The sequence below is a fragment of the Streptomyces physcomitrii genome, from assembly GCF_012273655.1.
GTDB lineage: Bacteria > Actinomycetota > Actinomycetes > Streptomycetales > Streptomycetaceae > Streptomyces > Streptomyces physcomitrii.
In genome coordinates this window covers 41053-63905 of record NZ_JAAWWP010000028.1, presented here as the reverse complement: position 1 = coordinate 63905, position 22853 = coordinate 41053, and the positions used below count along the sequence as shown (strand labels likewise).

Here is a 22853-nt window from a genome sequence, read left to right as displayed (position 1 = left end):
CCGGCCCGCCGGGGGGTCCCCGCCCCCGCCCCCCCGGCGGCCCCCCCCCCGGGGCGGGGGGGCCCCCCCGCCGCGGTGGGAACGCGCGTGCGGGCGGAGGTTCAGCTGCCGAGCAGGCCCTTCCAGTCGCGCGGGGTCAGCAGCTCGCTGCCGCCCTTGGTGCGCCCGCCCGCGCGGCGCAGCGTGGCGACGGCCTCGCCGACCTCGCTGTTCGCGCCCTCCGTGAGGCGCGGGGTGAGCAGCGGCCAGATGTCCGAGCCGAGGTAGCCGGTCTCGTCCACCGTGCGGTGGTGCGCGGCCGAGCAGACGTGCTGCTCCACGCCGTGCACCTCGGCCAGCTTGACCACGGCCCGCTTGGTCGCGGGGCCGAAGACGCCGTCGGCCCGCAGCCCCTCGAAGCCCTTGGCCCGCAGCAGGTGCTGGGCCGCGCGGACCTGGGCACCCGTGCTGCCGGGACGCAGCAGCGGCCAGACGGAGGGCGTGGCGCTCTGTACGCCCATGGCGCCGGCGACCGCGTCGCGCAGCTCCTGGAGTCGGCCGTAGAGGATGTTGCCGGGGCATTCGGTCGAGTTGAAGTCCCGGTGCCCGAGGATGTTCTCGACCGGGCGGCCGTACTGGGTGGCGATCCAGGCGACCAGGGCGACGAGCGAGTCCCACAGCGCCGGGGGGACGTCCACGTCGGTGTAGATACCCTCGTTCTCGATGCCGATGACCTCGCTGTTGTGGCCGCCGACGTTCGCGCCCTGCACGTGCTGGGTGCCGCCGCGCACCACGTCCAGGCTCTGGTGCCGGCCCTCCAGGATGAAGCCGCCGCGGCTGTTGGTGAACTGCTGGCCGGTGTCGCCCCAGCCGCGCCCGTCCATGTGGAAGTTCTGGATGTCCCGGCAGATCTGCTTGGCGTGCTCCAGTGAGTAGTCCTCGCTGTTGCCGGGGTCGGCCGTGTGGTGCACCACGATGAAGGTGGGCACATGGTCCTCGACGAGGATGTCGATCTCCGGCGGGCGCGCGCCCCACTCCGCGGTGCCGTAGATCCGCGGCTCGGCGGCCTCGGCGCCCGCGCGGGGGGCCGGAGCCGGAGCGGCCTGCGCCGCCGTCGCGGTCTGCCAGCCGACGGCGCCTGCCGCGGCCGCGGCGACACTGCCGCGCAGTACGGCGCGGCGGGCGGGGGTGGGGGGTCCTGACTGTGCCGTCATCGCGGTCTCCTCGCAGAGAGTGGGGGGCTGGTCGACGGGCGGGCGCCGGACACGGGCTGCCGTGTGTGTGGGGGTACGGTCTCGGGGGCGGGACGGGCCGCGGTGTCGTGGCCGGACATCAACACCCCTTCCGTTGCCGCGTGGTGAGCGCCGTAGCCAGCAAAGAGGACCGAGCGTGAACCTGACAACCCCGTAAGGGGGAGCGCTCGCAAACTTTCATCCCGCCTGAAAGAGGGCCCGGTGTGATTCGCTCACCCGGGGACATTCACGGCCGCGGTTTCTCTGGTACGACCACTGGTGACCGGCGCGCGTCCGCCGGACGTCGGATCCCGGCCCCCGGGCCCCCTCCACGACCCCCTGACGGACCGTGAGAGTGTGAGGCCCGGTCACGTTCGCGGAGGACGGCGGGACCCTGCCGAGACGGACGAGAGAGTGGGCTGCTGCGGGTGGACGCGGGGGAGAACGCTCCGGTGGTCGAACTGACCCGGACGCATCGCATACTCATCGGTGTGGTGGTGGCCGGTGCGGTCGTCATCGCGGGTATCGGTTTCGCGGGTTCGTATGCGGCCGTGCGGGAGTTGGCGGAGGAGAAGGGGTTCGGGGACTTCTCGCTGGTCTTTCCGATCGGTATCGACGCGGGGATCTGTGTGCTGCTCGCGCTGGATCTGCTGCTGACGTGGATCCGGATCCCATTTCCGCTGCTGCGGCAGACGGCGTGGCTGCTGACGGCGGCGACGATCGCGTTCAACGGGGCGGCGGCCTGGCCCGATCCGCTGGGTGTGGGCATGCACGGGGTGATCCCGGTGCTGTTCATCGTCGCGGTCGAGGCGGCCCGGCACGCGATCGGGCGGATCGCGGACATCACCGCCGACAAGCACATGGAGGGCGTGCGGCTGACCCGCTGGCTGCTCTCGCCGGTGCCGACCTTCCTGCTGTGGCGGCGGATGAAGCTGTGGGAACTGCGCTCCTACGAGCAGGTCATCAAGCTCGAACAGGAACGTCTCGTCTACCAGGCCCGGCTGCGCTCCCGCTTCGGCCGCGCCTGGCGCCGCAAGGCCCCCGTCGAATCCCTGATGCCGCTGCGCCTGGCCCGCTACGGCGTCCCCCTCGCCGAGACCGCCCCCTCCGGCCTCGCCGCCGCCGGACTCGACGGGAACGGCAGACCCCTGGCGGACACGCGCCCTTCGGCACCGGAACTCCCGGCCGCTGCGGACCCGCCCCGCTCACCGGAGGCGGCCCGCCTGCCCCAGCCGCCCGAACCGGCCGCGGCCGCCCGGGACTTCGCGCCCGGCGCCAAGCTGCCCACCGCGCCGTCCCCGCTCGCCGCCCCGGCCGCCGCCGCGGCACCGGGCGAGCCCGACCCCGCCGACCCGGCCCCCGAGTCGAGCTGGGAGACCTGGGAGGACTTCTACTTCGAGGCCTTCACCCGGTATGTCACGGAGCAGGGCACCCACCCCACCGCGTACCAGCTGACCTGGTACCTCAGGGAGCGCTACGGCGTCACCGACCCGATGGGCAACCCCCTGCACGAGTCCGAACTCGCCGGTCACCTCCACGACTTCAAGCAGCGCCACCCGCTGACCGCGACCGCCGCCGCGGACCAGGACGGCACGCTCGCGGAGGAACCGGCTCCGTCGTACTAGCCCTCGCCTCGGGGATGGTCCGCGCTGCCGGCGCACCCCCAACTACGCGCGCACAGACGGAAGACGGGCCGCCCGGTCGGCCCCGGCGGCCCGTCTCCCGTCCGTGCGCGGCACGGTGGCCGCGCGGAGGTCCTGTCCGGACCTCGGCGTGCGTACTAGACCTTGGCGTCCGCCCGGTCCTCCGTGTCCCGGCCGCCGCGCCCGGTGACCTTGTCGCGGACCAGGGCGAGGACGACGACCAGCGCCGCCGCGAGGACGGAGAGCAGCACCTGCTTGCGGGTGTCCGGCTCGGTGAGCATGTACACCAGGACGAAGGAGATCATCCCGATCGTCGCCCAGGTCAGATACGGGAACAGCCACATCCGTACCACCAGGCGCTCCGGGTTCTCGCGCAGGATGATGCGGCGCATCCGCAGCTGCGAGAGGCAGATCACCAGCCAGACGAAGAGGGCCACCGCGCCCGAGGAGTTCAGCAGGAACTCGAAGACGGTGTCCGGCCACTGGTAGTTGAACCACACCGCGAGGAAGCCGAAGGCGACCGAGGAGAGGATCGCGGTCTGCGGCACCCCGCGGGCGGTGGTGCGGGCGAAGGACTTCGGGGCGTCGCCGCGGCCGCCGAGCGAGAAGGCCATCCGGGAGGCCGTGTAGAGGCCGGAGTTGAGACAGGACAGCACGGCGGTGAGCACGATGACGTTCATCACCTGGCCCGCGTGCGGGATGCCGATCTCATCCATCGCCGCGACGTACGAGCCCTTCTCCTGGATCGCGTCGGAGTCCCAGGGCAGCAGCGCCACCACGACGAAGATCGAGCCGAGGTAGAAGACCGCGATCCGCCAGATCACGCTGTTGGTGGCCTTGCTGACCGCGCGGCGCGGGTCGCTGGACTCGCCCGCGGCCAGGGTGACGATCTCGCTGCCCATGAAGGAGAAGACGACCATCAGGACACCGGTGAGAATGGCGTCCGCGCCATGGGGCAGGAAGCCTCCGTGCGAGGTCAGATTCGAGAAGCCGTCACCGCCGCCGTCCGAGCCCGGCAGCACGCCGAAGACCGCGAGGCCGCCGATCACGATGAAGGCGCCGATCGCGAAGACCTTGATCCCCGCGAACCAGAACTCGAACTCGCCGAAGGAGCCCACCGAGACCAGGTTGGTCACGGTCAGCACCGCCATGACGATCAGCGCCCAGCCCCACTGCGGGACGGCGGGCATCCAGCCTTCCAGGATCACGGCTCCGGCGGTCGCCTCGATGGCGAGCACCACCACCCAGAAGAACCAGTAGAGCCAGCCGATGGAGAAGCCGGCCCAGCGCCCGAGCGCCCGGTCGGCGTAGGCGGAGAAGGAGCCCGAGCTGGGGTCGGCCGCCGCCATCTCGCCGAGCATCCGCATGACCAGGACGACCATCGTGCCGACCAGGGCGTAGGAGAGCAGGATGCCCGGTCCGGCCGCCGCGATGCCCGAGGCCGAACCGACGAACAGGCCCGCGCCGATGACGCCGCCGATCGCGATCATCGAAAGGTGCCGGTTCTTGAGCCCGGCCTGGAGACCGGCGTCCGCGTCGCTGCCGGGCAGCCGTCCGCCGGGGCCCTGGCCGTCGTCCGGGTGCTCGGGCGCGAGGCGCGAGGAGGGTGTAGTCATCTGACATCCATGGGGTGAGGAACGTCTTTCCGGGACCCGCGGGGGAGAGGGCCCCACCTCCTTCCGGGCGTCGAATCCGAGCCCGGCCGGGGGTTGCTGGACCTTCTCGCGTAGGTGACCTGCTGTCCACCCCGAGAGCTGGGAAAGTGAGGTGTATCTCTTTTATTTCCTTCATATCAAGCGTGAATGCTGTTCACTTTCGCAGGGCCGAAGGTCCGGCGGGCTTTTTGCTGTGCCCGTATGGGGGTGGTGAGGTGCCCGTACGGGGCCCGTTCGCGCCGGTTCGCCCCGGCTAGGCGGCGGGCGGGAGCGGCTGCTCCGCCCAGAGGACCTTTCCCGTCCTGGTGTACCGGGTGCCCCAGCGCTGCGCGGTCTGCGAGACCAGGAAGAGACCGCGGCCGCCCTCGTCGTCCATCGAGGCCTGGCGCACATGCGGGGAGGTGAGGCTGGCGTCCGAGACCTCGCAGAGCAGGCTGCGGTCCCGGATCAGGCGCAGTCCGATGGGCCCGTCGGCGTGCCGTACCGCGTTGGAGAGGAACTCGCCCACGATCAGCTCGGTGGTGAAGGAGAACTCGTCCAGGTCCCAGGCGGCCAGCTGCTCGCGTGCCCTGCGGCGCAGCTCCGGCACCGCGGCCGCCTCGGCGGGCATCTCCCAGCTCACCACCGAGCCCGGGGCGAGCGCCCGGCTGCGCACCAGGAGCAGCGCGGCGTCGTCGGTGGTCATCGGGGAGGGGAGCACGCCCAAGACTTCCCCGCACAGCCGGTCCAGGGGCCGGGCGGGACCGGCGAGCACCCGGGTGAGCCGGTCCAGGCCCTCGTCGAGGTCGAGGTCGCGCGCCTCCACCAGGCCGTCGGTGAACAGCGCGAGGAGGCTGCCCTCGGGCAGGTCCACCTCGGTGCTCTCGAAGGGCAGCCCACCGGTGCCCAGCGGGGGCCCGGAGGGCAGCTCCCGCAGCGCGGCCCGGCCCTCGGGGGTGACCAGCACCGGCAGCAGATGCCCGGCCCGCGCCAGCGCGCACCTCTGCGAGACGGGGTCGTAGATGCCGTAGAGGCAGGTCCCGCCGGTGGTCTCCTCGTGCGGGGTCCCGCCCTCCTCCGGGGCGGCCCGCTCCTCGGCCCACTGCACGATCAGGTCGTCGAGCCGGGAGAGCAACTCCTCGGGGGCGAGATCGAGTTGGGCGAGCGCGCGCACCGTCGCCCGCAGCCGCCCCATGGTGGCCGCCGCCCGGAGCCCGTGCCCCACCACATCGCCGACGACGAAGCCCACCCGGCAGCCGGAGAGCGGGATGACGTCGAACCAGTCGCCGCCCACCCCGACCCTGCTGTCCGCGGGCAGGTACCGGTAGGCGGCCTCCACGGCGGACAGGGAGGGCAACTGGCCCGGGAGCAGGTCGCGTTGGAGCGTCACCGCCGCCTGGTGCTCGCCCGCGTACCGGCGCGCGTTGTCCACCGCCACCGCCGTGCGCCGCACCAGCTCCTCGGCGAGGTCCCGGTCGTCGCTGCGGTACGGGGGCCAGCCGCCGCCCCGGACGAAGGTGACGAGCCCGAGTCCGGCCCCCTGCGCCCGCAGCGGCACCGCCAGCGTGCTCAGACCCGGCGCGTCCCCGGCACCGCGGTCCGGGTCGAGCACCGCCGAACCGCCGCGCAGCGCCCGGGCCTGCGAGGAGGACTCCGGGTAGTCGGGCCGGGCGTCCCGGGCGAGGGCGGCGGGCAGCCCGGCGGCGGCGCTCGGCGCGGTGAAGGAGGCCACCCGCACCAGGGGGCGCTCCCGGTGCGGGGCGCCCCGGGGCGCGCGGCCCTCCAGGACGTCCTGGTAGAGGTCCACGGCGACCCGGTCGGCGATCTGGGGGACCGCGGTCAGCGCCAGCTCGGTGGCGGTGCGGCGCGGGTCGAGGGTGGTGCCGATGCGCTCCCCGGCCCGGACCAGGAGGTGCAGCCGCCGCTCGGCCCGGTAGCGCTCGGTGATGTCGAAGGACTCCTCGCACACCCCGACCGGGCGCCCGCGGCCGTCGAGCAGCCGGTAGTAGGAGTACGACCAGATGCGTTCACCGGCCGGATCCTCGGGCGGGCTGCCGCGGTAGTGCAGGTCGATCACGGGCTCCCCGGTCTCCAGGACGCCCCGGACCAGGGCGCGCAGCCCGCCCGGCCGCTCCGCGCCGAGGATCTCCCCGCCCGGCACCAGCTCGTCCGGGTGCAGGCCCCGGTACCGCTCGGGGGAACCGGCCATCTCCCGGGCGCAGGTGTCGTTGGCCCAGGTCACCCGCAGCTCGGTGTCGTAGAGGGTCAGCCCGATCGGGGACTGGGTGAACAGCGCCCGCAGCACCGCCTGCCCGGTCTCCCAGTCGCGCAGCTCCCCGGCCGGGGCGAGGAGCAGCAGGCTCGCGGTCTCCTGTCCGCCGGGGGACGCGGGCAGCGGCCGGTGCGCGGCGGCCAGGTGCAGGGCCCGGCCGTCGCGGTGGCGCAGTACGAGGTCGCGGGCGAGGCCCTCGGGGCCGAGGGTCGCGGGCGGCAGGTCCTCGCCGTGGTAGTGGCCGGGGGCGCCCACGAGCCGGGTGACGGGGGTGCCGAGGACATCCTCCGGCGGATAGCCGAGCAGCTCCTGCGCGGCGGGACTCCAGCCGTGCACCCGCAGCCGGTCGCCGAGCACGGCGCTTGCCGCCCAGGAGAAGGCCACCGGCTCACCGGTGACACCGCTCGCGGATTCCCAGGCACCCAATGCGCATCACACCCTCGGTGACCAAGCCTCCGCCCCCGCCCCCGGCGGCGCAAACGCGCTCTGCCCTCCCGGCACCCCGGCCCGTCCCCCGGCTCCCCGTACGGCCGAGCCCAACAGGCCGTGCGGCCCCGGGGCGGGCTGCAATGAACGGATGAAGGCCCCCGACGACTGCCTCGCGCGCAACGAGTGGATCTGCGGCGCCTACCTCAGCACCCGCCGCCAGGTCCTGTCGGACGCCGTACTCCAGCACCTGGAACTGACCTCGCTCGCCGTGCTCATCGCCCTGGTCCTGGCGCTGCCGCTGGCCGTGCTCGCCCGGCGCTGGCGGCTCGCCGCGGGACCGGTCCTCGCGCTGACCACGGTCCTCTACACGATCCCCTCGCTCGCGATGTTCTCGCTGCTGCTGCCGGTGTACGGGCTCTCCGCCGCCCTGGTGGTCGCCGGTCTCGTGCTGTACTCGCTCACCCTGCTGGTCCGCAACATCCTCGCCGGGCTGAAGGCGGTGCCCGAGGAGACCCGGGAGGCCGCCCGCGGCATGGGCTACGGCCCCGTCCGGCTGCTGCTCACCGTGGAACTGCCGCTCGCGCTGCCCGCCGCGATGGCCGGGCTGCGCATCGCCGCGGTCTCGGCGGTCTCGCTGGTCACCGTCGGGGCGATCGTCGGCTTCGGCGGGCTCGGCAACCTCATCTACTCCGGGATGAACACCTACTTCAAGGCGCAGGTCCTCACCGCCTCGGTGCTGTGCGTGCTGATCGCCGTCGCCGCCGATCTGCTGCTGCTCGGCGTGCAGTGGCTGCTCACCCCCTGGACCAGGGCGGCCCGCTCATGAGCCGGGGCCCGGGGCGCCTCCGCGGCACCGCACCGCCCGACCACCGCTCGGGACCGCGCCGGCACGGCCCGGCGGAGCGCCGGTGAACACCCTGGGCGAGGCCTGGGACTGGCTCGCCGACTCCGCGCACTGGTCCGGGTCCGAGGGCATCGGGCAGCGGCTGCTCGAACACTTCCTGCTGACCCTGGTCTGCCTGCTGATCAGCTGCCTGATCGCGCTGCCGGTGGCGCTGGTCCTCGGCCACCTCGGCCGGGGCGGGGCGCTCGCGGTCAACATCTCCAACATCGGCCGGGCGGTGCCCACCTTCGCCGTCCTGGTCCTGCTGCTCCTGACCCCGCTCGGCCGCTACGGGGAGGGCCCCACCGTGGTCGCCCTGGTCCTCTTCGCCGTGCCGCCGCTGCTGACCAACGCCTACGTCGGCATGCGCGAGGTGGACCGCGGCGTCGTCCAGGCCGCCCGGGGGATGGGCATGACCGGCGGGCAGCTGCTGCGGCGGGTGGAGGCCCCGCTGGCGCTGCCGATGATCCTCGCCGGGGTCCGGCTCGCCGCGGTCCAGCTCGTCGCCACCGCCACCATCGCCGCGCTCGCGGGCGGCGGGGGACTCGGCCGGATCATCACCGCCGGGTTCAATCTGGCCAGCACCCCGCAGGTGGTCGCCGGGGCCTTCCTGGTCGCCGTCTTCGCGCTGCTGGTCGAGGGGCTCTTCGCACTCGCCGAACGCCTCGGGCCCGGCCGCGCCCGGCAGGGGAGGCCCTGATGCCGCGCCGCCCCGCCCGGCGACGGCGCCGGGCCGCCCTCGCCGGGGCCCTGCTCGCCCTCACCGGCTGCTCCACGGGGCCGAGCCTGGAGAACCAGAACGCGGTCACCGCACCCCCGGGCGACAGCCACCGGCTCACCGTCGGCTCCGCCGGATTCACCGAGTCCGACCTGCTGGCGCAGATGTACACGCTGCTCCTGAAGAAGGCCGGCTACCGGACCGACCTGATCACCGTCTCCAACCGCGAGCTGTACGAACCCGCCCTGGAATCCGGCCAGATCGACGTCGTCGCCGAGTACGCGGCCACCTTCGCCGACTGGCTCAACGCCAAGGAGAACGGCGCGCAGGCGAAGCCCGTCGGCTCCCCGGACCCCGCCCGCACCCTGCGGGCCCTGCGCCGGCTCGCCGCCCCGCGCGGACTCACCGTCCTGCGCCCCGGCCGCGCCGTCGACCAGAACGCCTTCGCCGTCAGCGCCTCCTTCGCCCGCGAGCACCGCTTGAAGACCCTCAGCGACCTCGGCCGTACGAAGCGGAAGGTCCGCCTCGCCGCAGGCGACGAGTGCGTACAGCGGCCGTACTGCGCGCCGGGCCTGAAGAAGGTGTACGGGATCGAGCTGACCGGCGTGGACCCGAAGGGCGTCGGCACCACCCAGGCCAAGAAGGCCGTGCAGAGCGGCCAGGACCAGCTGGTGCTGACCACCACGACCGACGCCACCCTCGACGAGTTCTCGCTCGTCCTGCTGAAGGACGACAAGCGCCTGCAGAACGCGGACTACGTGGTCCCGGTCGTCAACCGCGCCCGCGCGGGCGGACCCCGGGTCGCCCGGGCGCTCGACGCCCTCAGCCGGGTGCTGACCACCCGCGACCTGGCCTCGCTCAACCAGCAGGTGGACAGCTGGCGGCGACTGCCGGAAGACGTGGCCCGTACGTATCTGGAGCGCAAGGGGCTGCTGTGAGCCGGGGGCGGGTGCGGCCGGTGGCGCGGTCGCCCGCCGCCTGGTCAGGCCTCGGCCACCGAGTCGAAGCGCACGTCCTCGCGGGCGACGCCCCTGGCCTCCGCGTCCACCGAGCGGCGCAGCGCCTCGTGCAGCTTGACCGGGGTGAGCACACCGAGGAAGCGGGCGCCGTCCAGGACCGCGACCCAGCCCGCGTCGTGCTGGAGCATCACGCTGAACGCCTGCTTCAGCGGGGCGCCCACCGGCAGCCAGGCCCCCATCCGGTGCGCCAGATCGGCCACCCGGCTGCCCTCGCCCGCGCGGGCGGCCTCGTCGATGCCGATCCAGCCGTGCAGATCGCCGTCCGAGTCCAGGACGACGGCCCAGCGGCCGCCCTCCTCGCGCAGCCGGTCCGCGGCCCGGGCGGCGGACTCGTCGAGGCGGGCCACCGGGGGCTGTTCGAGGTCGCTGGGTTCGATGGCGGTCACCGAGAGCCGCTTGAGCCCGCGGTCCGCGCCGACGAAGGAGGCCACATAGTCGTTGGCGGGGGTGCCGAGCACCGCCCCCGGGGTGTCGTACTGCTCGATGCGCCCCTCGCCGTAGACCGCGATCCGGTCGCCGAGCCGGACGGCCTCCTCGATGTCGTGGGTGACCAGGAGCACCGTCTTGCGCACCGCCGACTGCATCCGCAGGAACTCCTCCTGCAACTGCTCGCGCACCACCGGGTCCACGGCGCCGAAGGGCTCGTCCATCAGCAGCACCGGCGGATCGGCGGCCAGCGCCCGCGCCACGCCCACCCGCTGCCGCTGGCCGCCGGAGAGCTGGGCCGGATAGCGGGGCCCGTAGACCTCGGGGTCGAGCCCCACCAGGTCGAGGAGTTCCCGGGCCCGCGCGCGGGCCCGCGCCTTCTTCCAGCCGAGCAGGGCGGGCACCGTCGCGGTGTTGTCGAGCACGGTGCGGTGCGGGAAGAGGCCGACCTGCTGGATGACATAGCCGATACGGCGGCGCAGCCGGACCGGATCGACGGAGGCGATGTCCTCGCCGTCGACGAGGATCCGCCCCGAAGTCGGTTCGATGAGCCGGTTGACCATCATCATGGTCGTGGTCTTGCCGCAGCCCGACGGGCCCACCAGGGTGACGAGTTCGCCCTCGCCGACCTCGAAGCTCAGCCCCGCCACGGCGACCGTGCCGTCCGGATACCGCTTGCCGACCTCTTCGAACCGGATCATCCACTCACGCTAAGGGCGCAGCCCCGCCCCCGCCCGGCGGGAGCGCCCCACGAGTGGCCGACCACCGCCGGATGCCTACCCTCGGACCATGACCGATTCGCCCGAGGCCCCGCAGTCCCCGCTCACTCCGCTGCCCGAGGACTGGCAGCGGGCGCTCGCCGTCGTCGCCCACCCCGACGACCTGGAGTACGGCTGCGCGGCCGCCGTCGCCACCTGGACCGACGCGGGCAAGGAGGTCTCCTATCTCCTGGCGACCCGGGGCGAGGCGGGCATCGACACCCTCGACCCCGCCGTCTGCGGCCCGCTGCGCGAACGCGAGCAGCGGGCGAGCGCCGCCGTGGTCGGGGTCTCGGCGGTGGAGTTCCTCGACCACCGGGACGGGGTGGTCGAGTACGGCATCGCGCTGCGCCGGGACATCGCCGCCGCGATCCGCCGCCACCGGCCCCAGCTGGTGGTCACCCTCAACCACCGGGACACCTGGGGCGGCACCGTCTGGAACACCCCCGACCATGTGGCGGTCGGCCGGGCCGCGCTCGACGCGGTGGCCGACGCGGGCAACCGGTGGATCTTCCCGGAGCTGCGCGAGGCCGGACTCGAACCCTGGGACGGGGTGCGCTGGGTGGCCGTCGCCGGGACCGACGCCCCGACGCACGCCGTGGACGCCACCGAGGGCCTGGAGCGCGGGGTGCGCTCCCTGCTCGAACACCGCACCTATATCGAGGTGTTGACCGAGGAGGACCCGGAGAGCTACTGCCGCTCCTTCCTCACCGGCTTCGCCGAATCCCTCGCCCCGCGCTTCGGCGGACGGCCCGCGGTCGCCTTCGAGCTCTTCGGCCGCTGACCGCGCCCGCCCCGGCCGGTCAGCCGTTCGCCCACAGGAGGTCGACCTGGGCGGCCTCGCTCGCGTTCGGTACCGCGTTGGTGCAGGCGGGGCCCGGTCCGCCTCCGGACATCAACTCGCTGCACGGGCCGGAGAAATGGTCCGGCAGGCCCAGGATGTGCCCCGTCTCGTGGGTGACCACGCGCAGCGGAGCACCGACGGGCAGGAAGACCTGGCCCTGGCCGTGCCCGTCGGTGTCGGTGTGGGCGCTGCCGTCGGTCTCGACGTAGCTGAAGTCGGCGGCGCCGTCGACCTCCTTCAACTGCACCGCTTCCACTGCCGAGTTCCAGATGCTGGTGCTCTGGGCGATCTTCGCGTCGAGGCTCGGCGCCAGGTCGTCGTTGTAGGTGAGCACCACGGTACGTACGGACTGCCCGGTCCCTTGTCCGGTCTGCTGCTCGGCGCTCGCGGTCCCGGCCGAGAGCGCGGCCAGCGCGAGGCCCAGTGCGGCGGCCGCGGTCCGGCGGGCGCGGATCCGGGGCCCGGGGCGTGCGGTGCGGGTGCGGTTCATCTGGTCCTCCTCGCCTCGGCGCCGGGTGCACCGGCCGCCGTTCGGTTCACCGTCGTCCAGCAGTCTTGGCCCGTCAGCCGTGGCCGGGGAGACGGCAACGCGCCATTCCCGCACGGGACTTGGGCCGCGCGAATCTGCCGCGCGCGGAGTATGCGCCAAGCGGGGCGGGGGTGGATTCGGTCCGTGCGGTTGTGCGCCGCTCTGGTCCAGGCCTATGTTCCAAGCTGCGCGTTCCCGGCCCGAACCGTGCACCTCTGTGCATGGAGAGGGGTCGAAGTCCGCCGGTCCTGCTGGTACTTGATGGGTTCTGTGGAGGACGAAAGTGCGACGACGTCTGTCCCGCTCGGTTGTGCTCGGTGCCGTGACCGCCCTGCTGGCGCTCTCGCTCGGCGCCCCGTCCGCCGGGGCCGCGCCCCCGCCCGGCAGCCCTCCGCCGATCACCCCGGCCCCGCAGTCCGCCACCGTCCGCGCGGACTCGGTCACCCTCACCGGGGCCGTCACCCTCGTCGCGGGCGAGCGGAGCGACCGGGCGGCCGTCCAGGTCACCGAGCGGGCGCTCAAGGACGCCGGAGTCCGCCGGATCGTCCGCGCCGACGGGCCGCGCTCCGGCCGTCTCACCGTCTGGGTGGGCGGCCCCACCGAGCAGCAGGCCTCGGCAACCGCCCTGCGGGCACTGGGACTTGACGGTCCCTCAGGGCTGCCGGAGGGAGGCCACGTCCTCGGCATCGGCGCCGGGCGCATCGTCCTGTCCGGGGTCGACGCGACCGGTACGTACTACGCCGCCCAGTCCCTGAAGCAGGTCCTCGACGGCGGATCGCACCCGGGCCGGAAGCTGCGCGGACTGGAGGTCCGCGACTGGCCGGCGACCCCGATCCGGGGCGTCATCGAGGGCTTCTACGGCTTCCCCTGGTCGCACGAGGCCCGGCTCGACCAACTCGACTTCTACGGCGCGCACAAGATGAACATCTACGTGTACTCGCCGAAGGACGACCCCTATCTGCGCGAGAAGTGGCGCGAGCCCTACCCCGCCGACCAACTCGCCCGTATCAAGGAGCTGGTGGACCGCGCCCGGGAGCGGCACGTCGAGTTCACCTACGCCCTCTCGCCCGGACTCTCCGTCTGCTACAGCTCGGACGCCGACGCCGAGGCGCTGACGGACAAGTTCCGGACGCTGTGGGACATCGGGGTGCGTACCTTCGCGGTGCCGCTGGACGACATCAGCTACACGGACTGGAACTGCCCTGCGGACGAGGAGCGTTGGGGCACCGGCGGCGGCGCGGCCGGTGCCGCCCAGGCCCATCTCCTGAACCGGGTGAACAAGGACTTCATCGCCGCGCACGAGGGCGCCGAGCCGCTCCAGATGGTTCCCACCGAGTACTACGACGTCAAGGAGACCCCGTACAAGAAGGCGCTGCGTGAGCAGCTCGACAAGGACGTCCTGGTCGAGTGGACCGGGGTGGGCGTCGTCGCCCCCACGATGAGCGTCGCGGAGGCGAAGCAGGCCCGCTCGGTCTTCGGGCACCCGATCCTCACCTGGGACAACTACCCGGTGAACGACTATGTGCCGGGGCGCCTGCTGCTCGGCCCCTTCACCGGCCGTGAGGCCGGGCTCGCCGAGCAGCTGGCCGGGATCACGGCCAACCCGATGGTGCAGCCCTACGCCTCGAAGCTCGCCCTGCACACGGTCGCCGACTACACCTGGAACGACCGCGCCTACGACCCCGCCGCCTCCTGGAAGTCCGCGCTGCGGGAACTGGCCGGGGGCGAGGGGCGCACCGCCGACGCCCTGGAGTGGTTCGCCGACGCCAGTCACGAGTCCGCCCTCGACCCGCGGCCGGCGCCCCGACTCGCCGCCTCCGTCGAGAAGTTCTGGCGGGACGGGGACGCGGCCCGGCTGGACCGGGACCTCGCGGCCTTCGGCAGGGCGCCCGCGGTCCTGCGTGCCCACCTGCCCGAGCAGGGCTTCCTGGACGACGCGGCCCCCTGGCTGGACGCCGCCGAGGCCTGGGCCGCCGCCGACCGCACCGCCCTCGACATGCTCACCGCCGCCCGCTCCGGCGAGACGGCACGGGCCTGGAAGCTGCGCCAGAAACTGCCCCGACTCCTCGCCCACGCCTCCTCGTTCACCGTGGACGTGCTCGACGGGCGGAAGGTGCGGGCCCTGGTCGCCGAGGGCGTGGCCGACACCTTCGCCGACGAGGCCACCGCCGCCTTCGACCGGCTGCTCGGGGTCCCCGGCCGCCCGAAGGCGGGCTCCGACCTCGGCACCCATCAGAGCAACGCCCCGGCCCGGATGACCGACGGCGACGACCTGACGTACTACTGGAGCGACGGCGCCCCCGGGCCCGGCGACGCGGTCACGCTCGACCTGCGGTCCGTCCGGGAGCTGGGCACCGTCACCCTGGCGATGGGCACCCCCGGCAGCCCGGAGGACTACCTCCACAAGGGCGTCCTGGAGTATTCCGCCGACGGCAAGGACTGGAAGGAGCTGGAGGCCTTCACCGGCCGCGAGGAGGTCACCGTCACGGCGCCCGAGGGCACCGAGGCGCGCTATCTGCGGGCCCGGGCGAGCGCGGCCCAGGAGAACTGGCTCGCCGTAAGGGAGTTCGGGATCAGCGGCCGGGTCGCGGAGGTCACCGGCGGGCCCGCCGCCGCGGAGGGCAGCAGCCTCGCCTCGGCCGCCGACGGGGACCCGGGCACCCTCTACCGCGCCGCCCGCGCCCCCGAGGCGGACGAATCGCTCACCGTCACCCTGGAGTCCGCCCGCGAGCTGACCTCGCTCACCGTGCTCCAGCCCGAGGGGCACGCGGTCGCGGCCACCGTCGAGGTGCACGGCGAGGAGGGCTGGCGCCCGGTGGGCGAGGTGGCCCGGCCGTTCGACCGCCTGGACGTCAAGGGCGGCGCCGACGCCGTACGCCTCCGCTGGCGGGCGGGCGGCGCGGCCCCGCAGATCGCCGAGGTCATCCCCGGCTGAACCCGCCGTGGGACCGCCCAACGGCCGTATGCAGGCACGCTGTTGGACCCGTGACGAGAAGCCGCCGCAACGGGCGGCCCCCGGGAGTGCACCCGAGGGCCGCCCGTCCGCGCCGAGTTGACGACCCGTCAAGTCGCCCCGGGCGGCACGAGGGTGGCGGTGAACCGGTGGTGGACATCGGGACAACACCTGCCGCGGGCCTGTCTGCCCGGCCCCCGGGACCGCATACTCGCTCAGGTCCCCACGGCGTCCCACCCCCGGAGGCAGCATGCCCCTCACCACGCGCAGGAGAGCCCTCACCGCCCTCGGTGCCGCCACCGCCGCCGGAGTCGCGGCACCCGTACTGTTCGGCGGCCCCCTCGCCCCGGCCGCCCGCGCCGCGTCCGCCACCGGGGGCCACCGCCCCCGCCCGCACTGGCGGGCGCACGCGCACAACGACTACGAGCACCCCCGGCCGCTCCTCGACGCCCTGGACCAGCGGTTCGGCAGCGTGGAGGCGGACGTCTACCTCGTCGAGGGCGAGCTCCTGGTCGCCCACGACCCCGTCGACCTCGATCCGCGGCGCACTCTCGAATCCCTCTACCTGCGCCCGCTGCGCGAACGCGTCCGCGCCAACCACGGCTGGGTGTACGGGGGCCGGCCCCGGCCGCTGCAACTGCTCGTCGACCTCAAGACCGAGGGCGCGAGCACCTACCTGGCGCTCGACCGGGTGCTGCGCCGCTACCCGGAGCTGTTCACCGGCTTCCGCCACGGCCGGGTGCGGCGGCGCGCGGTCACCGTGGTCGTCTCCGGCGACCGCGCCGCCCGCGAACCGATGGCGGCCCAGGACACCCGGCTCGCCTTCTACGACGGCAGGCTCACCGACCTCGGCACCGCGGCGGACGCCTCCTTCATCCCGCTGATCAGCGACAACTGGGCCCTCAACTTCGGCTGGCAGGGCACCGGCCCCTTCCCGGCCGCCGAACGCCAGAAGCTGCGCACCCTGGTCGCGGGCGCGCACGCGCGCGGGCAGCAGCTGCGGCTCTGGTCCACGCCCGACCTGCCGGGACCGGCGCGCGAGGCGCTGTGGGGTGAACTCCTCGCGGAGGGCGTCGACTTCCTCAACACCGACGACCTCGCGGGACTCGCCGCCTTCCTCACCGCGCACGGCGCCTGACCCGCTCGCCCCGGCCGTCCGCCACGACGAGTCCCACCCGTTCGGGGGACACGCCGGAGCCCGGAACACTCCGCCCGCTACGCGACACTTGCGGCCAAAAGCCGCGGTGTCGACGTGGCGGAGGAGTGTGACGTGGCCATTTCCATCTCTGTGGTGCTGCTGCTCGCGATCTTGGCGGTGGTCTTCATCCGCAACGGCGCGATGAAGGTCTCCCACGCGATCGTCTGCATCCTGCTCGGCTTCTACCTGGCGGGCACGAGCATGGCCCCGACCATCAGCGACGGTCTCACCGCCACCGCCGAGATCGTCAGCAGCCTCGACCCCTGAGCCCGCCCCCGCCAGACGCACGGCGGCGGCCCGGCGACGGCACCCGGACGGATCCGGGGCGCCTTGTCGCCGGGCCGCCGCCTGCGCGCCGTCAGGACGCGTTGACCAGGCTTATGTACCGCTGCCAGTCCCAGTGCGGGCCCGGGTCGGTGTGGTCGGTCCCCGGTACCTCGGCGTGCGCGAGGATGTGCGTACGGGTCTTGGGGATGCCGTACTTGTCGCAGATCGAGGCGGTCAGCTTGGCCGACTGGATGTACATGGCGTCGGTGAAGTACTGGGGCTTGTCCACCCAGCCTTCGTGCTCGATGCCGATGCTGCGGGTGTTGTAGTCCCAGTTCCCGGCGTGCCAGGCGATGTCCTTCTCGCGGACGCACTGGGCGACATGCCCGTCCTTGGAGCGCACCACGTAGTGCGCGGAGACCTGCTTCGCCGGGTTCTGGAAGATCTTGAGCGTGTCGGCGTAGGTCTCCTGGGTGACGTGGATGACCACGTAGTCCAGGGAGTAGCTGCTCGGGCGGCTGGAGACGGTGTAGTTCTGGGTGCTGGCCGGCTTGCTCTCGGCCGGGGGGTAGTCGCTGGTGCGGGTGCCCGCCAGCGCCCGGCCGCCGAGGGGGAGCAGGGCGGCGGGCACGGCGAGCGCGGCGCCCTGCAGCAGGCGGCGTCTGGTGGGGGAGTACGGTGCGCGTTCCATGGCTGAACTGCCTCTCGTGGGGGACCTGTCGGACCGGAGGGGGCGCTGTGCCGGGGAGCGGTGGTACGGGGACGCCGCGGAGCGGAGCACGGCGCGGCGCCCACTGACTCGGGCCGCGGTGCCCCCTTACCGCGGACGCTCGGACGGGGCAGCGCGGCGGAGCGCCCCGGCGGTGGTCATCGGGCCGACCGGAGTCGGCGGAAGTACCGTACGGCGCAAGGGTGTTGGGGCGGAAGAGTGCCGTCTGCACAGAACCGGGAAAGGCTGCCGGGGCGGCAAAGGCCCAGCGGGACGCGCGTTGCTCGGGCAGGCGCCGTACGGCGGAGGGCGACCGCTCCGCTCCGGCGGCGGAGCCGCCCGCCCGGCCTCGGACGGACGAACGGGCGTGGCACACAAGGCCGTTGCCCGGCGCGAGCGCGACCGCCCGTGCTCACCCTTCGGCGGACACCGCCGCGCCGGGCTGGCGCGCGCCCCTCGGGTGCGGGATGCTGTGCGGCCAGTGCGGCGTGCAGTACGGCGTGTCAGGTACGAAGGCGGAGAGTTCATGGTGACAGCAGGGCCCGAGGGTCAGTCCGACATCGAGCCGGGTACGTACGAGATCGAACCGGGCGCCTCGACCGTCCGGTTCGCCACCCGTGCGATGTTCGGTCTTGTGCCGGTGCGGGGCAGCTTCGCCCTCCGGGAGGGCCGGATCACGGTGTCCGAGCCGGTGGAGGCGTCCTCGGTGGAGGTCGTGATCGACGCCGGGGGCTTCGACTCCGGCAACCGCAAGCGCGACGAGCACGTGAAGTCCGCCGACTTTCTGGACGTGGCCGCCCACCCGGGCATCGCCTACCGGGGCACGGGCGTCAGCCGTACCGCCGAAGGGGCCACGCTGCAAGGGGAGTTGACGGTCAAGGGCGTCACCAGGCCGGTGGCCGTCACCGTCGATGCCGTCGCGGTCGAGGGCGGCCGGCTCACCGCCCGGGGCACCGCGACCGTCGACCGGTACGCCTTCGACATCACCACCGCCAAGGGCATGACCGGCCGCCGCCTCACCCTCACGCTGGACATCGTCGCCAGTCGTTGAGTCGTTGAGTCGTTGAGTCGGCGAGTCGGCGAGTCGGCGAGTCGGCGGGGACGGGGGCGGGGCCGGGGAGCGCCCCGCCCCGTCCTCGTACGGGGGCGCCGATGCTCCCGGCCCGGCGCCCCCCCCGATGAACCGGGCGCCGGGCCTGTCCGGACGCCCCGATCAGCCGTCCCCGGCGGTCAGCGAGAGTGCCGTGGCCGGATCGCTCTGCGGGGCTCCCGCCTGTCGCCATCCGTCCGCCGCTCGGGCGAAGGGCCACCAGCGGCCCTCCTCGTCCAGCCGGAGCTGGCGTTCCCCGCCCGGTTCCGTCCAGCGGTTGCCCGTACGCTCCAGCGGGGGCGCCTCGCCGTCCGCCCACGCCGTGGCGAGCCCGGACCGGGCGCGGGTCAGCTCCGCCTCGGCCGGTTCCCACTGCTCCGCGAGGACCCGCAGCCCGCTCGCCCCGCCCTCCCGCCAGGCGCGCAGCTCGGCGGCGAGGTCCTCCGGCGCCGCGCCGAGGGCGGCGGTCAGCCGTGCGGCCACCGGCGGGGGCGGGTCCGCCGCGAGGAGCCGTACCGCGTCGGGCCGGAAGTCGAGCGGGGTGTGCTCCGGGACGCGGTCCGGGGCCAGGGCCTGGGCGAGGAGGCGGCGGGCCTCGGCCGCCGCGGTGGCGGCGAGGAAGGCGAGCGCCTCGGCCTCGACCGGGGCAGGCGGCGCCGACTCCGTGTCCAGGGAGGGGAGTTGGGGACCGGCGGCGGGCACAGGATCCGGTGCGGGGACCCCGGGCAGGAGGGAACCCGCGGCGAAGGCCTCCCGGGCGTCCACCCCCGCTTCGGCGGTCTCACCCGCGGCCGGGCGGCTGCCGCGCTCCTGCAGGGCGGCCACCAGCGAGGCCTCGCCGAGCCCGCGAAGGAGCAGCAGGACGAAGGGGTCCTCGTCCAGAAGCCGGGCGGCCTGGTAGCACAGGGCGGTGCTGTGGGCGCAGTGGTCCCAGGCCCCGCAGTCGCACTTCGCCTCCAAGTCGCCGATCTCGGGGAGCAGTCCGACCCCGGAGAGGGCGGCGTCCTCGGCCAGCTCGTGCGGCATCTCGTGGGCGAGCAGCGCCGCCACATGCCCGGCGCGTTCGGCCGCCATGCCGAGCAGGCGGTCCCACTGGGCGGTGTCGAAGCGCTGCAGCAGCACATCGGTGCGGTGCCCGCCGCCGTCCCGGTCGCGGACCATCGCGGTCAGCCGTCCGGGACGCACCGAGACGGCGCCGACCGCGCCGGAGCGCGCGAGCCGGTTGCCCGCCCGGAGCCCCGCGGAGTCCAGGGCGGTGTCCTCCAGCGCCTTCACCCAGGCGCGCCCCCACCAGCTCACGGCGAAGGCCCGGCCGTGCGCCGGGGGCGCGGGGGCGAAGACGAGTTCGGTGTCGTCGTCGGTCTCAGGGGTCCGGGGCCCGGTGGGTGTCTCAGCCATCTGTTCCTCCCTGGAGGCTTACCAGCGCGGCCAGTTCGGCGTCGGTGAGTTCGGTGAGCGCCGCCTCGCCGCCACCGAGCACCGCCTCCGCGAGCGCCCGCTTGCCGCGCAGCAGGGCGTCGATACGGTCCTCGACGGTGCCCTCCGCGATCAGCCGGTGCACCTGCACCGGGCGCGTCTGGCCGATGCGGTACGCGCGGTCGGTGGCCTGGGCCTCGACCGCCGGGTTCCACCAGCGGTCGTAGTGGACCACGTGGGAGGCGCGGGTGAGATTGAGGCCGGTGCCCGCGGCCCTGAGCGAGAGCAGGAAGACCGGGACCGTGCCGTCCTGGAAGCGGTCCACCATGGCCTCGCGTTCGGCGACCGGGGTGCCGCCGTGCAGGAACTGGCTGCGGATGCCGCGCTCGGCGAGCCGTGCCGCAAGGAGGCGGGCCATCCGTACGTACTGGGTGAAGACCAGTACCCCGGTGTCCTCGGCGAGCATGGTGTCCAGGAGTTCGTCGAGCAGGGCGAGCTTGCCGGAGCGGCCCGCGAGGGCGGGGCTCTCCTCCTTGAGGTACTGCGCCGGGTGGTTGCAGATCTGCTTGAGCGCGGTCAGCAGGCGCACGATCAGCCCCCGGCGGCCCATGCCGTCCGCCGTGGCGATCTCGTCGAGCATCTCCCGGACGACCGCCTCGTAGAGCCCGGCCTGCTCGGCGGTGAGCGGGACGGCGTGGTCGGTCTCCGTCTTGGCGGGCAGCTCGGGGGCGATGCCCGGATCGGATTTGCGGCGGCGCAGCAGGAAGGGCCTGACGAGGCGGGCGAGCCGGTCGGCGGCGGCCGGATCGGTGCCGCGCTCCACCGGATCCGCGTACCGGGTGCGGAAGTCGCCGAGGCGGCCGAGCAGTCCCGGGGTGGTCCAGTCGAGGATCGCCCACAGCTCGGTGAGGTTGTTCTCCACCGGTGTGCCGGTGAGGGCGACCCGCGCCGGGGCCTCGACGGTGCGCAGGGCCCGGGCGGTCGCGGAGTACGGGTTCTTGAGGTGCTGGGCCTCGTCGGCCACAAGGAGGGCCCAGGGCGCCGCGCGCAGGCGTTCGGCGTCCAGGCGCATGGTGCCGTACGTGGTCAGCACCACCTCGCCGGGGGCGAGACCGTCCAGTCCTCGGGCGGGGCCGTGGTGGCGGCGGACCGGGGTGCCGGGGGCGAAGCGCTCGATCTCCCGCTGCCAGTTGCCGAGCAGCGAGGCCGGGCAGACCACCAGGGTGGGGCCCGCGGTCGCGGGGTCCTGCTGGCGGTGCAGATGCAGCGCGATGAGGGTGAGGGTCTTGCCGAGGCCCATGTCGTCGGCGAGGCAGCAGCCGAGCCCGTTCCCGGTCAGCCGGGCGAGCCAGGCCAGGCCCCGGGCCTGGTAGTCCCGCAACTGGGCCCGTAGAGCCGCCGGTTGGGGCAGCGTAAGGGCGTACTCCGGGGCGGTGAGCAGATCCCGGAGCCGGGCGAGGCGGCCCGAGGCGGCCACCTCGACCTGCTGCCCGCCGATCCGGGCGGTGCCGGTGAGGGCGGCACCGAGAGCCTCCACGCCCCGCAGGGTGCCCCCGGGGCGCTCGCGCAGCGCGGCGGCCCGGGCCGGGTCGACGAGCACCCACCGCTCGCCGAGCCTGACCAACGGGCGTGCCGCTTCGGCGAGTTGGTCCAGCTGCGCGGCGGTGAGCCGCTCCTCGCCGAGGGCGAACTGCCAGCGGAAGGAGAGCAGCGCCTCCGGGTTCAGCAGGCCGGAGGATCCCGTGCTCTCCTCGCCGGAGACGACCGCGCGGGCCGAGAGCCCCCGCGCCAACTGCTTGGGCCAGTGCACCTCGACCCCCGCTTCGGCGAGCAACCCGGCGCCGGGGCCCAGGAGTTCGGCGACCTCCTCGTCGGCGAGCTCCACCGCCCCGGGCACCGCCGAGGCGAGCAGCGGGTCCAGCGGCGGCCAGTGCCGGACCGCGCGGCGCAGGGCGAGCAGGGTGTCGGTCCTGGCCCGGGGCCCGAGCGCGGCCTCGGCGCCGCTGTCCGGGGCCCACAGCAGGGCGGCGTCCACCACGAGCGCCGGATCCTCGGCACTGTGCACCTGGAGCACGGCGCGGAAGGGCGCCCCGCTCCCGCCGTCCCGGCCCTCCGCGGCCCCGGTGAGCCCCGGCGCCTCGATCCGCAGCGAGAGGCGCAGGCCGCCCCCGTGCAGTACGGCCAACTCCTCCGCCCAGGTGGCGAGTTCGGGCCGCGGCTCGGTGCCGGTGCCCGCGAAGGCCGGGCCCCCGGCGGCCACTTCGGCGGCGGCGGTACGCGGCAGCCCGTCGGCCACCGCGTCGAGAAAGGCGCGGACCAGGGCGCCGGGCTCCGCGATCCGCCGGCCCTCGGTGCCGGGGACGGGCAGATTGTGCGCCAACGGCGGTGCGGAAGCGGCGAGTTCGAGCAGCCGCCGGTTCTCGTCGGGCTCCAGTGGTGCGCAGCGCCACTCGTCCGCGCCGTCCTCCCTGAGCCCCGGCAGCAGCCTGCCCCGCGCGATCAGCGTGAGGGCGTACAGCGCCGCCGCGCCCCAGAAGCGGACGGCGGGATGCGCCTCGGGGTCGGTATGCACCCGGCCGAGGACGGTCAGCGCCTCGGGCACCGGGAGCGCGAGGGTGCGCACCGCGCCGATCCCGGGTTCCCCGTCGGGGCCGGGCAGTACGAGGTCGAGCGCCGCACCGGCACCGGGCAGCGGCGCCTCCTCCTCCGGCGCCCAGAAGTGGACCCGGCCGCCGCGCGCGGTGCCGGGCACGAAGACGGCGCGGCAGCGCGACAGGCCGGCGTACGCGGGCGGCCCCGCGGCGGAGTGTCGGATCCGTACCGCGGCGGTCTCTGAGGTGGGGGAGACGCTGAT

At 74.2% G+C, this 22853-nt stretch carries 17 protein-coding genes; 9 read left to right on the top strand and 8 right to left on the bottom strand.

All coding sequences use genetic code 11. The features are described from left to right. Positions 1-101: 101 nt before the first annotated feature. Entirely contained in the window at positions 102-1193 is a 1092-nt protein-coding gene (locus tag HFV08_RS29015; RefSeq protein WP_168543503.1) for a peptidoglycan recognition protein family protein, read from the bottom strand. Between the two features lie 470 nt (positions 1194-1663). Between HFV08_RS29015 and HFV08_RS31970 the strand changes: the two genes are divergently transcribed. Continuing rightward, on the top strand, positions 1664-2836 hold the full coding sequence (locus HFV08_RS31970; protein ID WP_312885873.1) for a DUF2637 domain-containing protein: 1173 nt from the start codon (positions 1664-1666) through the stop codon (positions 2834-2836). Positions 2837-2991: 155 nt separating this feature from the next. Here HFV08_RS31970 and HFV08_RS29005 read toward each other — a convergent pair whose 3' ends face one another. Together HFV08_RS29005 and HFV08_RS29000 are read right to left on the bottom strand one after the other, a co-directional pair. Beyond that, positions 2992-4470, bottom strand: a complete 1479-nt coding sequence (locus HFV08_RS29005) for an amino acid permease (protein WP_168543501.1) — start codon at positions 4468-4470, stop codon at positions 2992-2994. A gap of 292 nt (positions 4471-4762) precedes the next feature. After that, positions 4763-7186 (bottom strand): SpoIIE family protein phosphatase, encoded by a 2424-nt coding sequence (locus HFV08_RS29000; RefSeq protein WP_168543499.1) that lies wholly within the window; start codon positions 7184-7186, stop codon positions 4763-4765. Between the two features lie 151 nt (positions 7187-7337). Between HFV08_RS29000 and HFV08_RS28995 the strand changes: the two genes are divergently transcribed. The 3 genes from HFV08_RS28995 (at position 7338) to HFV08_RS28985 (ending at position 9728) form a co-directional block, all read left to right on the top strand. Next, positions 7338-8015, top strand: a complete 678-nt coding sequence (locus HFV08_RS28995; RefSeq protein ID WP_168543497.1) for an ABC transporter permease — start codon at positions 7338-7340, stop codon at positions 8013-8015. A gap of 82 nt (positions 8016-8097) precedes the next feature. Then, the gene (locus HFV08_RS28990; protein ID WP_168543495.1) at positions 8098-8772 is read left to right on the top strand and encodes an ABC transporter permease; all 675 of its coding nucleotides are present in this window, start codon (positions 8098-8100) and stop codon (positions 8770-8772) included. Beyond that, positions 8772-9728 carry an ABC transporter substrate-binding protein gene (locus HFV08_RS28985; protein WP_168543493.1) on the top strand — a complete coding sequence of 319 codons (957 nt, stop codon included), beginning with the start codon at positions 8772-8774 and terminating at the stop codon, positions 9726-9728. Before HFV08_RS28990 ends, HFV08_RS28985 begins: the two co-directional genes overlap by 1 nt. 44 nt (positions 9729-9772) lie before the next feature. On the opposite strand, the gene HFV08_RS28980 is transcribed toward HFV08_RS28985, so the two are convergent. Further along, entirely contained in the window at positions 9773-10936 is a 1164-nt protein-coding gene (locus HFV08_RS28980) for a betaine/proline/choline family ABC transporter ATP-binding protein (RefSeq protein WP_168543491.1), read from the bottom strand. Positions 10937-11024: 88 nt separating this feature from the next. Here HFV08_RS28980 and HFV08_RS28975 point away from each other — a divergent pair, with 88 nt between their 5' ends. After that, the gene (locus HFV08_RS28975) at positions 11025-11777 is read left to right on the top strand and encodes a PIG-L deacetylase family protein (RefSeq protein WP_168543489.1); all 753 of its coding nucleotides are present in this window, start codon (positions 11025-11027) and stop codon (positions 11775-11777) included. 19 nt (positions 11778-11796) lie between these two features. Here the strand turns inward: HFV08_RS28975 and HFV08_RS28970 are convergent, their stop codons facing one another. Beyond that, positions 11797-12327 carry a snapalysin family zinc-dependent metalloprotease gene (locus HFV08_RS28970; protein ID WP_168543487.1) on the bottom strand — a complete coding sequence of 177 codons (531 nt, stop codon included), beginning with the start codon at positions 12325-12327 and terminating at the stop codon, positions 11797-11799. 322 nt (positions 12328-12649) lie between these two features. Between HFV08_RS28970 and HFV08_RS28965 the strand changes: the two genes are divergently transcribed. The 3 genes from HFV08_RS28965 (at position 12650) to HFV08_RS28955 (ending at position 16784) form a co-directional block, all read left to right on the top strand. After that, a complete protein-coding gene (locus tag HFV08_RS28965; RefSeq protein ID WP_312885872.1) occupies positions 12650-15301 on the top strand; it encodes a beta-N-acetylglucosaminidase domain-containing protein in 2652 nt (883 codons plus the stop codon). Between the two features lie 268 nt (positions 15302-15569). Continuing rightward, on the top strand, positions 15570-16457 hold the full coding sequence (locus HFV08_RS28960; RefSeq protein WP_168543485.1) for a phosphatidylinositol-specific phospholipase C/glycerophosphodiester phosphodiesterase family protein: 888 nt from the start codon (positions 15570-15572) through the stop codon (positions 16455-16457). A gap of 132 nt (positions 16458-16589) precedes the next feature. Then, positions 16590-16784: a hypothetical protein gene (locus HFV08_RS28955; RefSeq protein ID WP_168543483.1), complete on the top strand. Its 195-nt coding sequence runs from the start codon at positions 16590-16592 to the stop codon at positions 16782-16784. A gap of 91 nt (positions 16785-16875) precedes the next feature. Here the strand turns inward: HFV08_RS28955 and HFV08_RS28950 are convergent, their stop codons facing one another. Beyond that, positions 16876-17475: an N-acetylmuramoyl-L-alanine amidase gene (locus HFV08_RS28950; RefSeq protein WP_168543481.1), complete on the bottom strand. Its 600-nt coding sequence runs from the start codon at positions 17473-17475 to the stop codon at positions 16876-16878. A 544-nt stretch (positions 17476-18019) separates the two neighbouring features. Here HFV08_RS28950 and HFV08_RS28945 point away from each other — a divergent pair. Continuing rightward, positions 18020-18544 carry a YceI family protein gene (locus tag HFV08_RS28945; RefSeq protein WP_168543479.1) on the top strand — a complete coding sequence of 175 codons (525 nt, stop codon included), beginning with the start codon at positions 18020-18022 and terminating at the stop codon, positions 18542-18544. Between the two features lie 162 nt (positions 18545-18706). Here HFV08_RS28945 and HFV08_RS28940 read toward each other — a convergent pair whose 3' ends face one another. Together HFV08_RS28940 and HFV08_RS28935 are read right to left on the bottom strand one after the other, a co-directional pair. Further along, positions 18707-19981, bottom strand: coding sequence for an SWIM zinc finger family protein (locus HFV08_RS28940; protein ID WP_168543477.1), 1275 nt, complete (start codon positions 19979-19981; stop codon positions 18707-18709). Next, positions 19974-22814: an SCO1167/SCO6262 family helicase gene (locus HFV08_RS28935; protein WP_312885876.1), complete on the bottom strand. Its 2841-nt coding sequence runs from the start codon at positions 22812-22814 to the stop codon at positions 19974-19976. Before HFV08_RS28935 ends, HFV08_RS28940 begins: the two co-directional genes overlap by 8 nt. Positions 22815-22853 lie beyond the last annotated feature (39 nt).

Bases quoted from the DNA above. Each gene is read 5' to 3' on its own strand.
- HFV08_RS28940 (WP_168543477.1), bottom strand. From the start codon at position 19,981: ATGGCTGAGACACCCACCGGGCCCCGGACCCCTGAGACCGACGACGAC.
- HFV08_RS28950 (WP_168543481.1), bottom strand. From the start codon at position 17,475: ATGGAACGCGCACCGTACTCCCCCACCAGACGCCGCCTGCTGCAGGGC.
- HFV08_RS29005 (WP_168543501.1), bottom strand. From the start codon at position 4,470: ATGACTACACCCTCCTCGCGCCTCGCGCCCGAGCACCCGGACGACGGC.
- HFV08_RS28980 (WP_168543491.1), bottom strand. From the start codon at position 10,936: ATGATCCGGTTCGAAGAGGTCGGCAAGCGGTATCCGGACGGCACGGTC.
- HFV08_RS28945 (WP_168543479.1), top strand. From the start codon at position 18,020: ATGGTGACAGCAGGGCCCGAGGGTCAGTCCGACATCGAGCCGGGTACG.
- HFV08_RS28960 (WP_168543485.1), top strand. From the start codon at position 15,570: ATGCCCCTCACCACGCGCAGGAGAGCCCTCACCGCCCTCGGTGCCGCC.
- HFV08_RS28970 (WP_168543487.1), bottom strand. From the start codon at position 12,327: ATGAACCGCACCCGCACCGCACGCCCCGGGCCCCGGATCCGCGCCCGC.
- HFV08_RS28975 (WP_168543489.1), top strand. From the start codon at position 11,025: ATGACCGATTCGCCCGAGGCCCCGCAGTCCCCGCTCACTCCGCTGCCC.
- HFV08_RS28985 (WP_168543493.1), top strand. From the start codon at position 8,772: ATGCCGCGCCGCCCCGCCCGGCGACGGCGCCGGGCCGCCCTCGCCGGG.
- HFV08_RS29015 (WP_168543503.1), bottom strand. From the start codon at position 1,193: ATGACGGCACAGTCAGGACCCCCCACCCCCGCCCGCCGCGCCGTACTG.
- HFV08_RS28995 (WP_168543497.1), top strand. From the start codon at position 7,338: ATGAAGGCCCCCGACGACTGCCTCGCGCGCAACGAGTGGATCTGCGGC.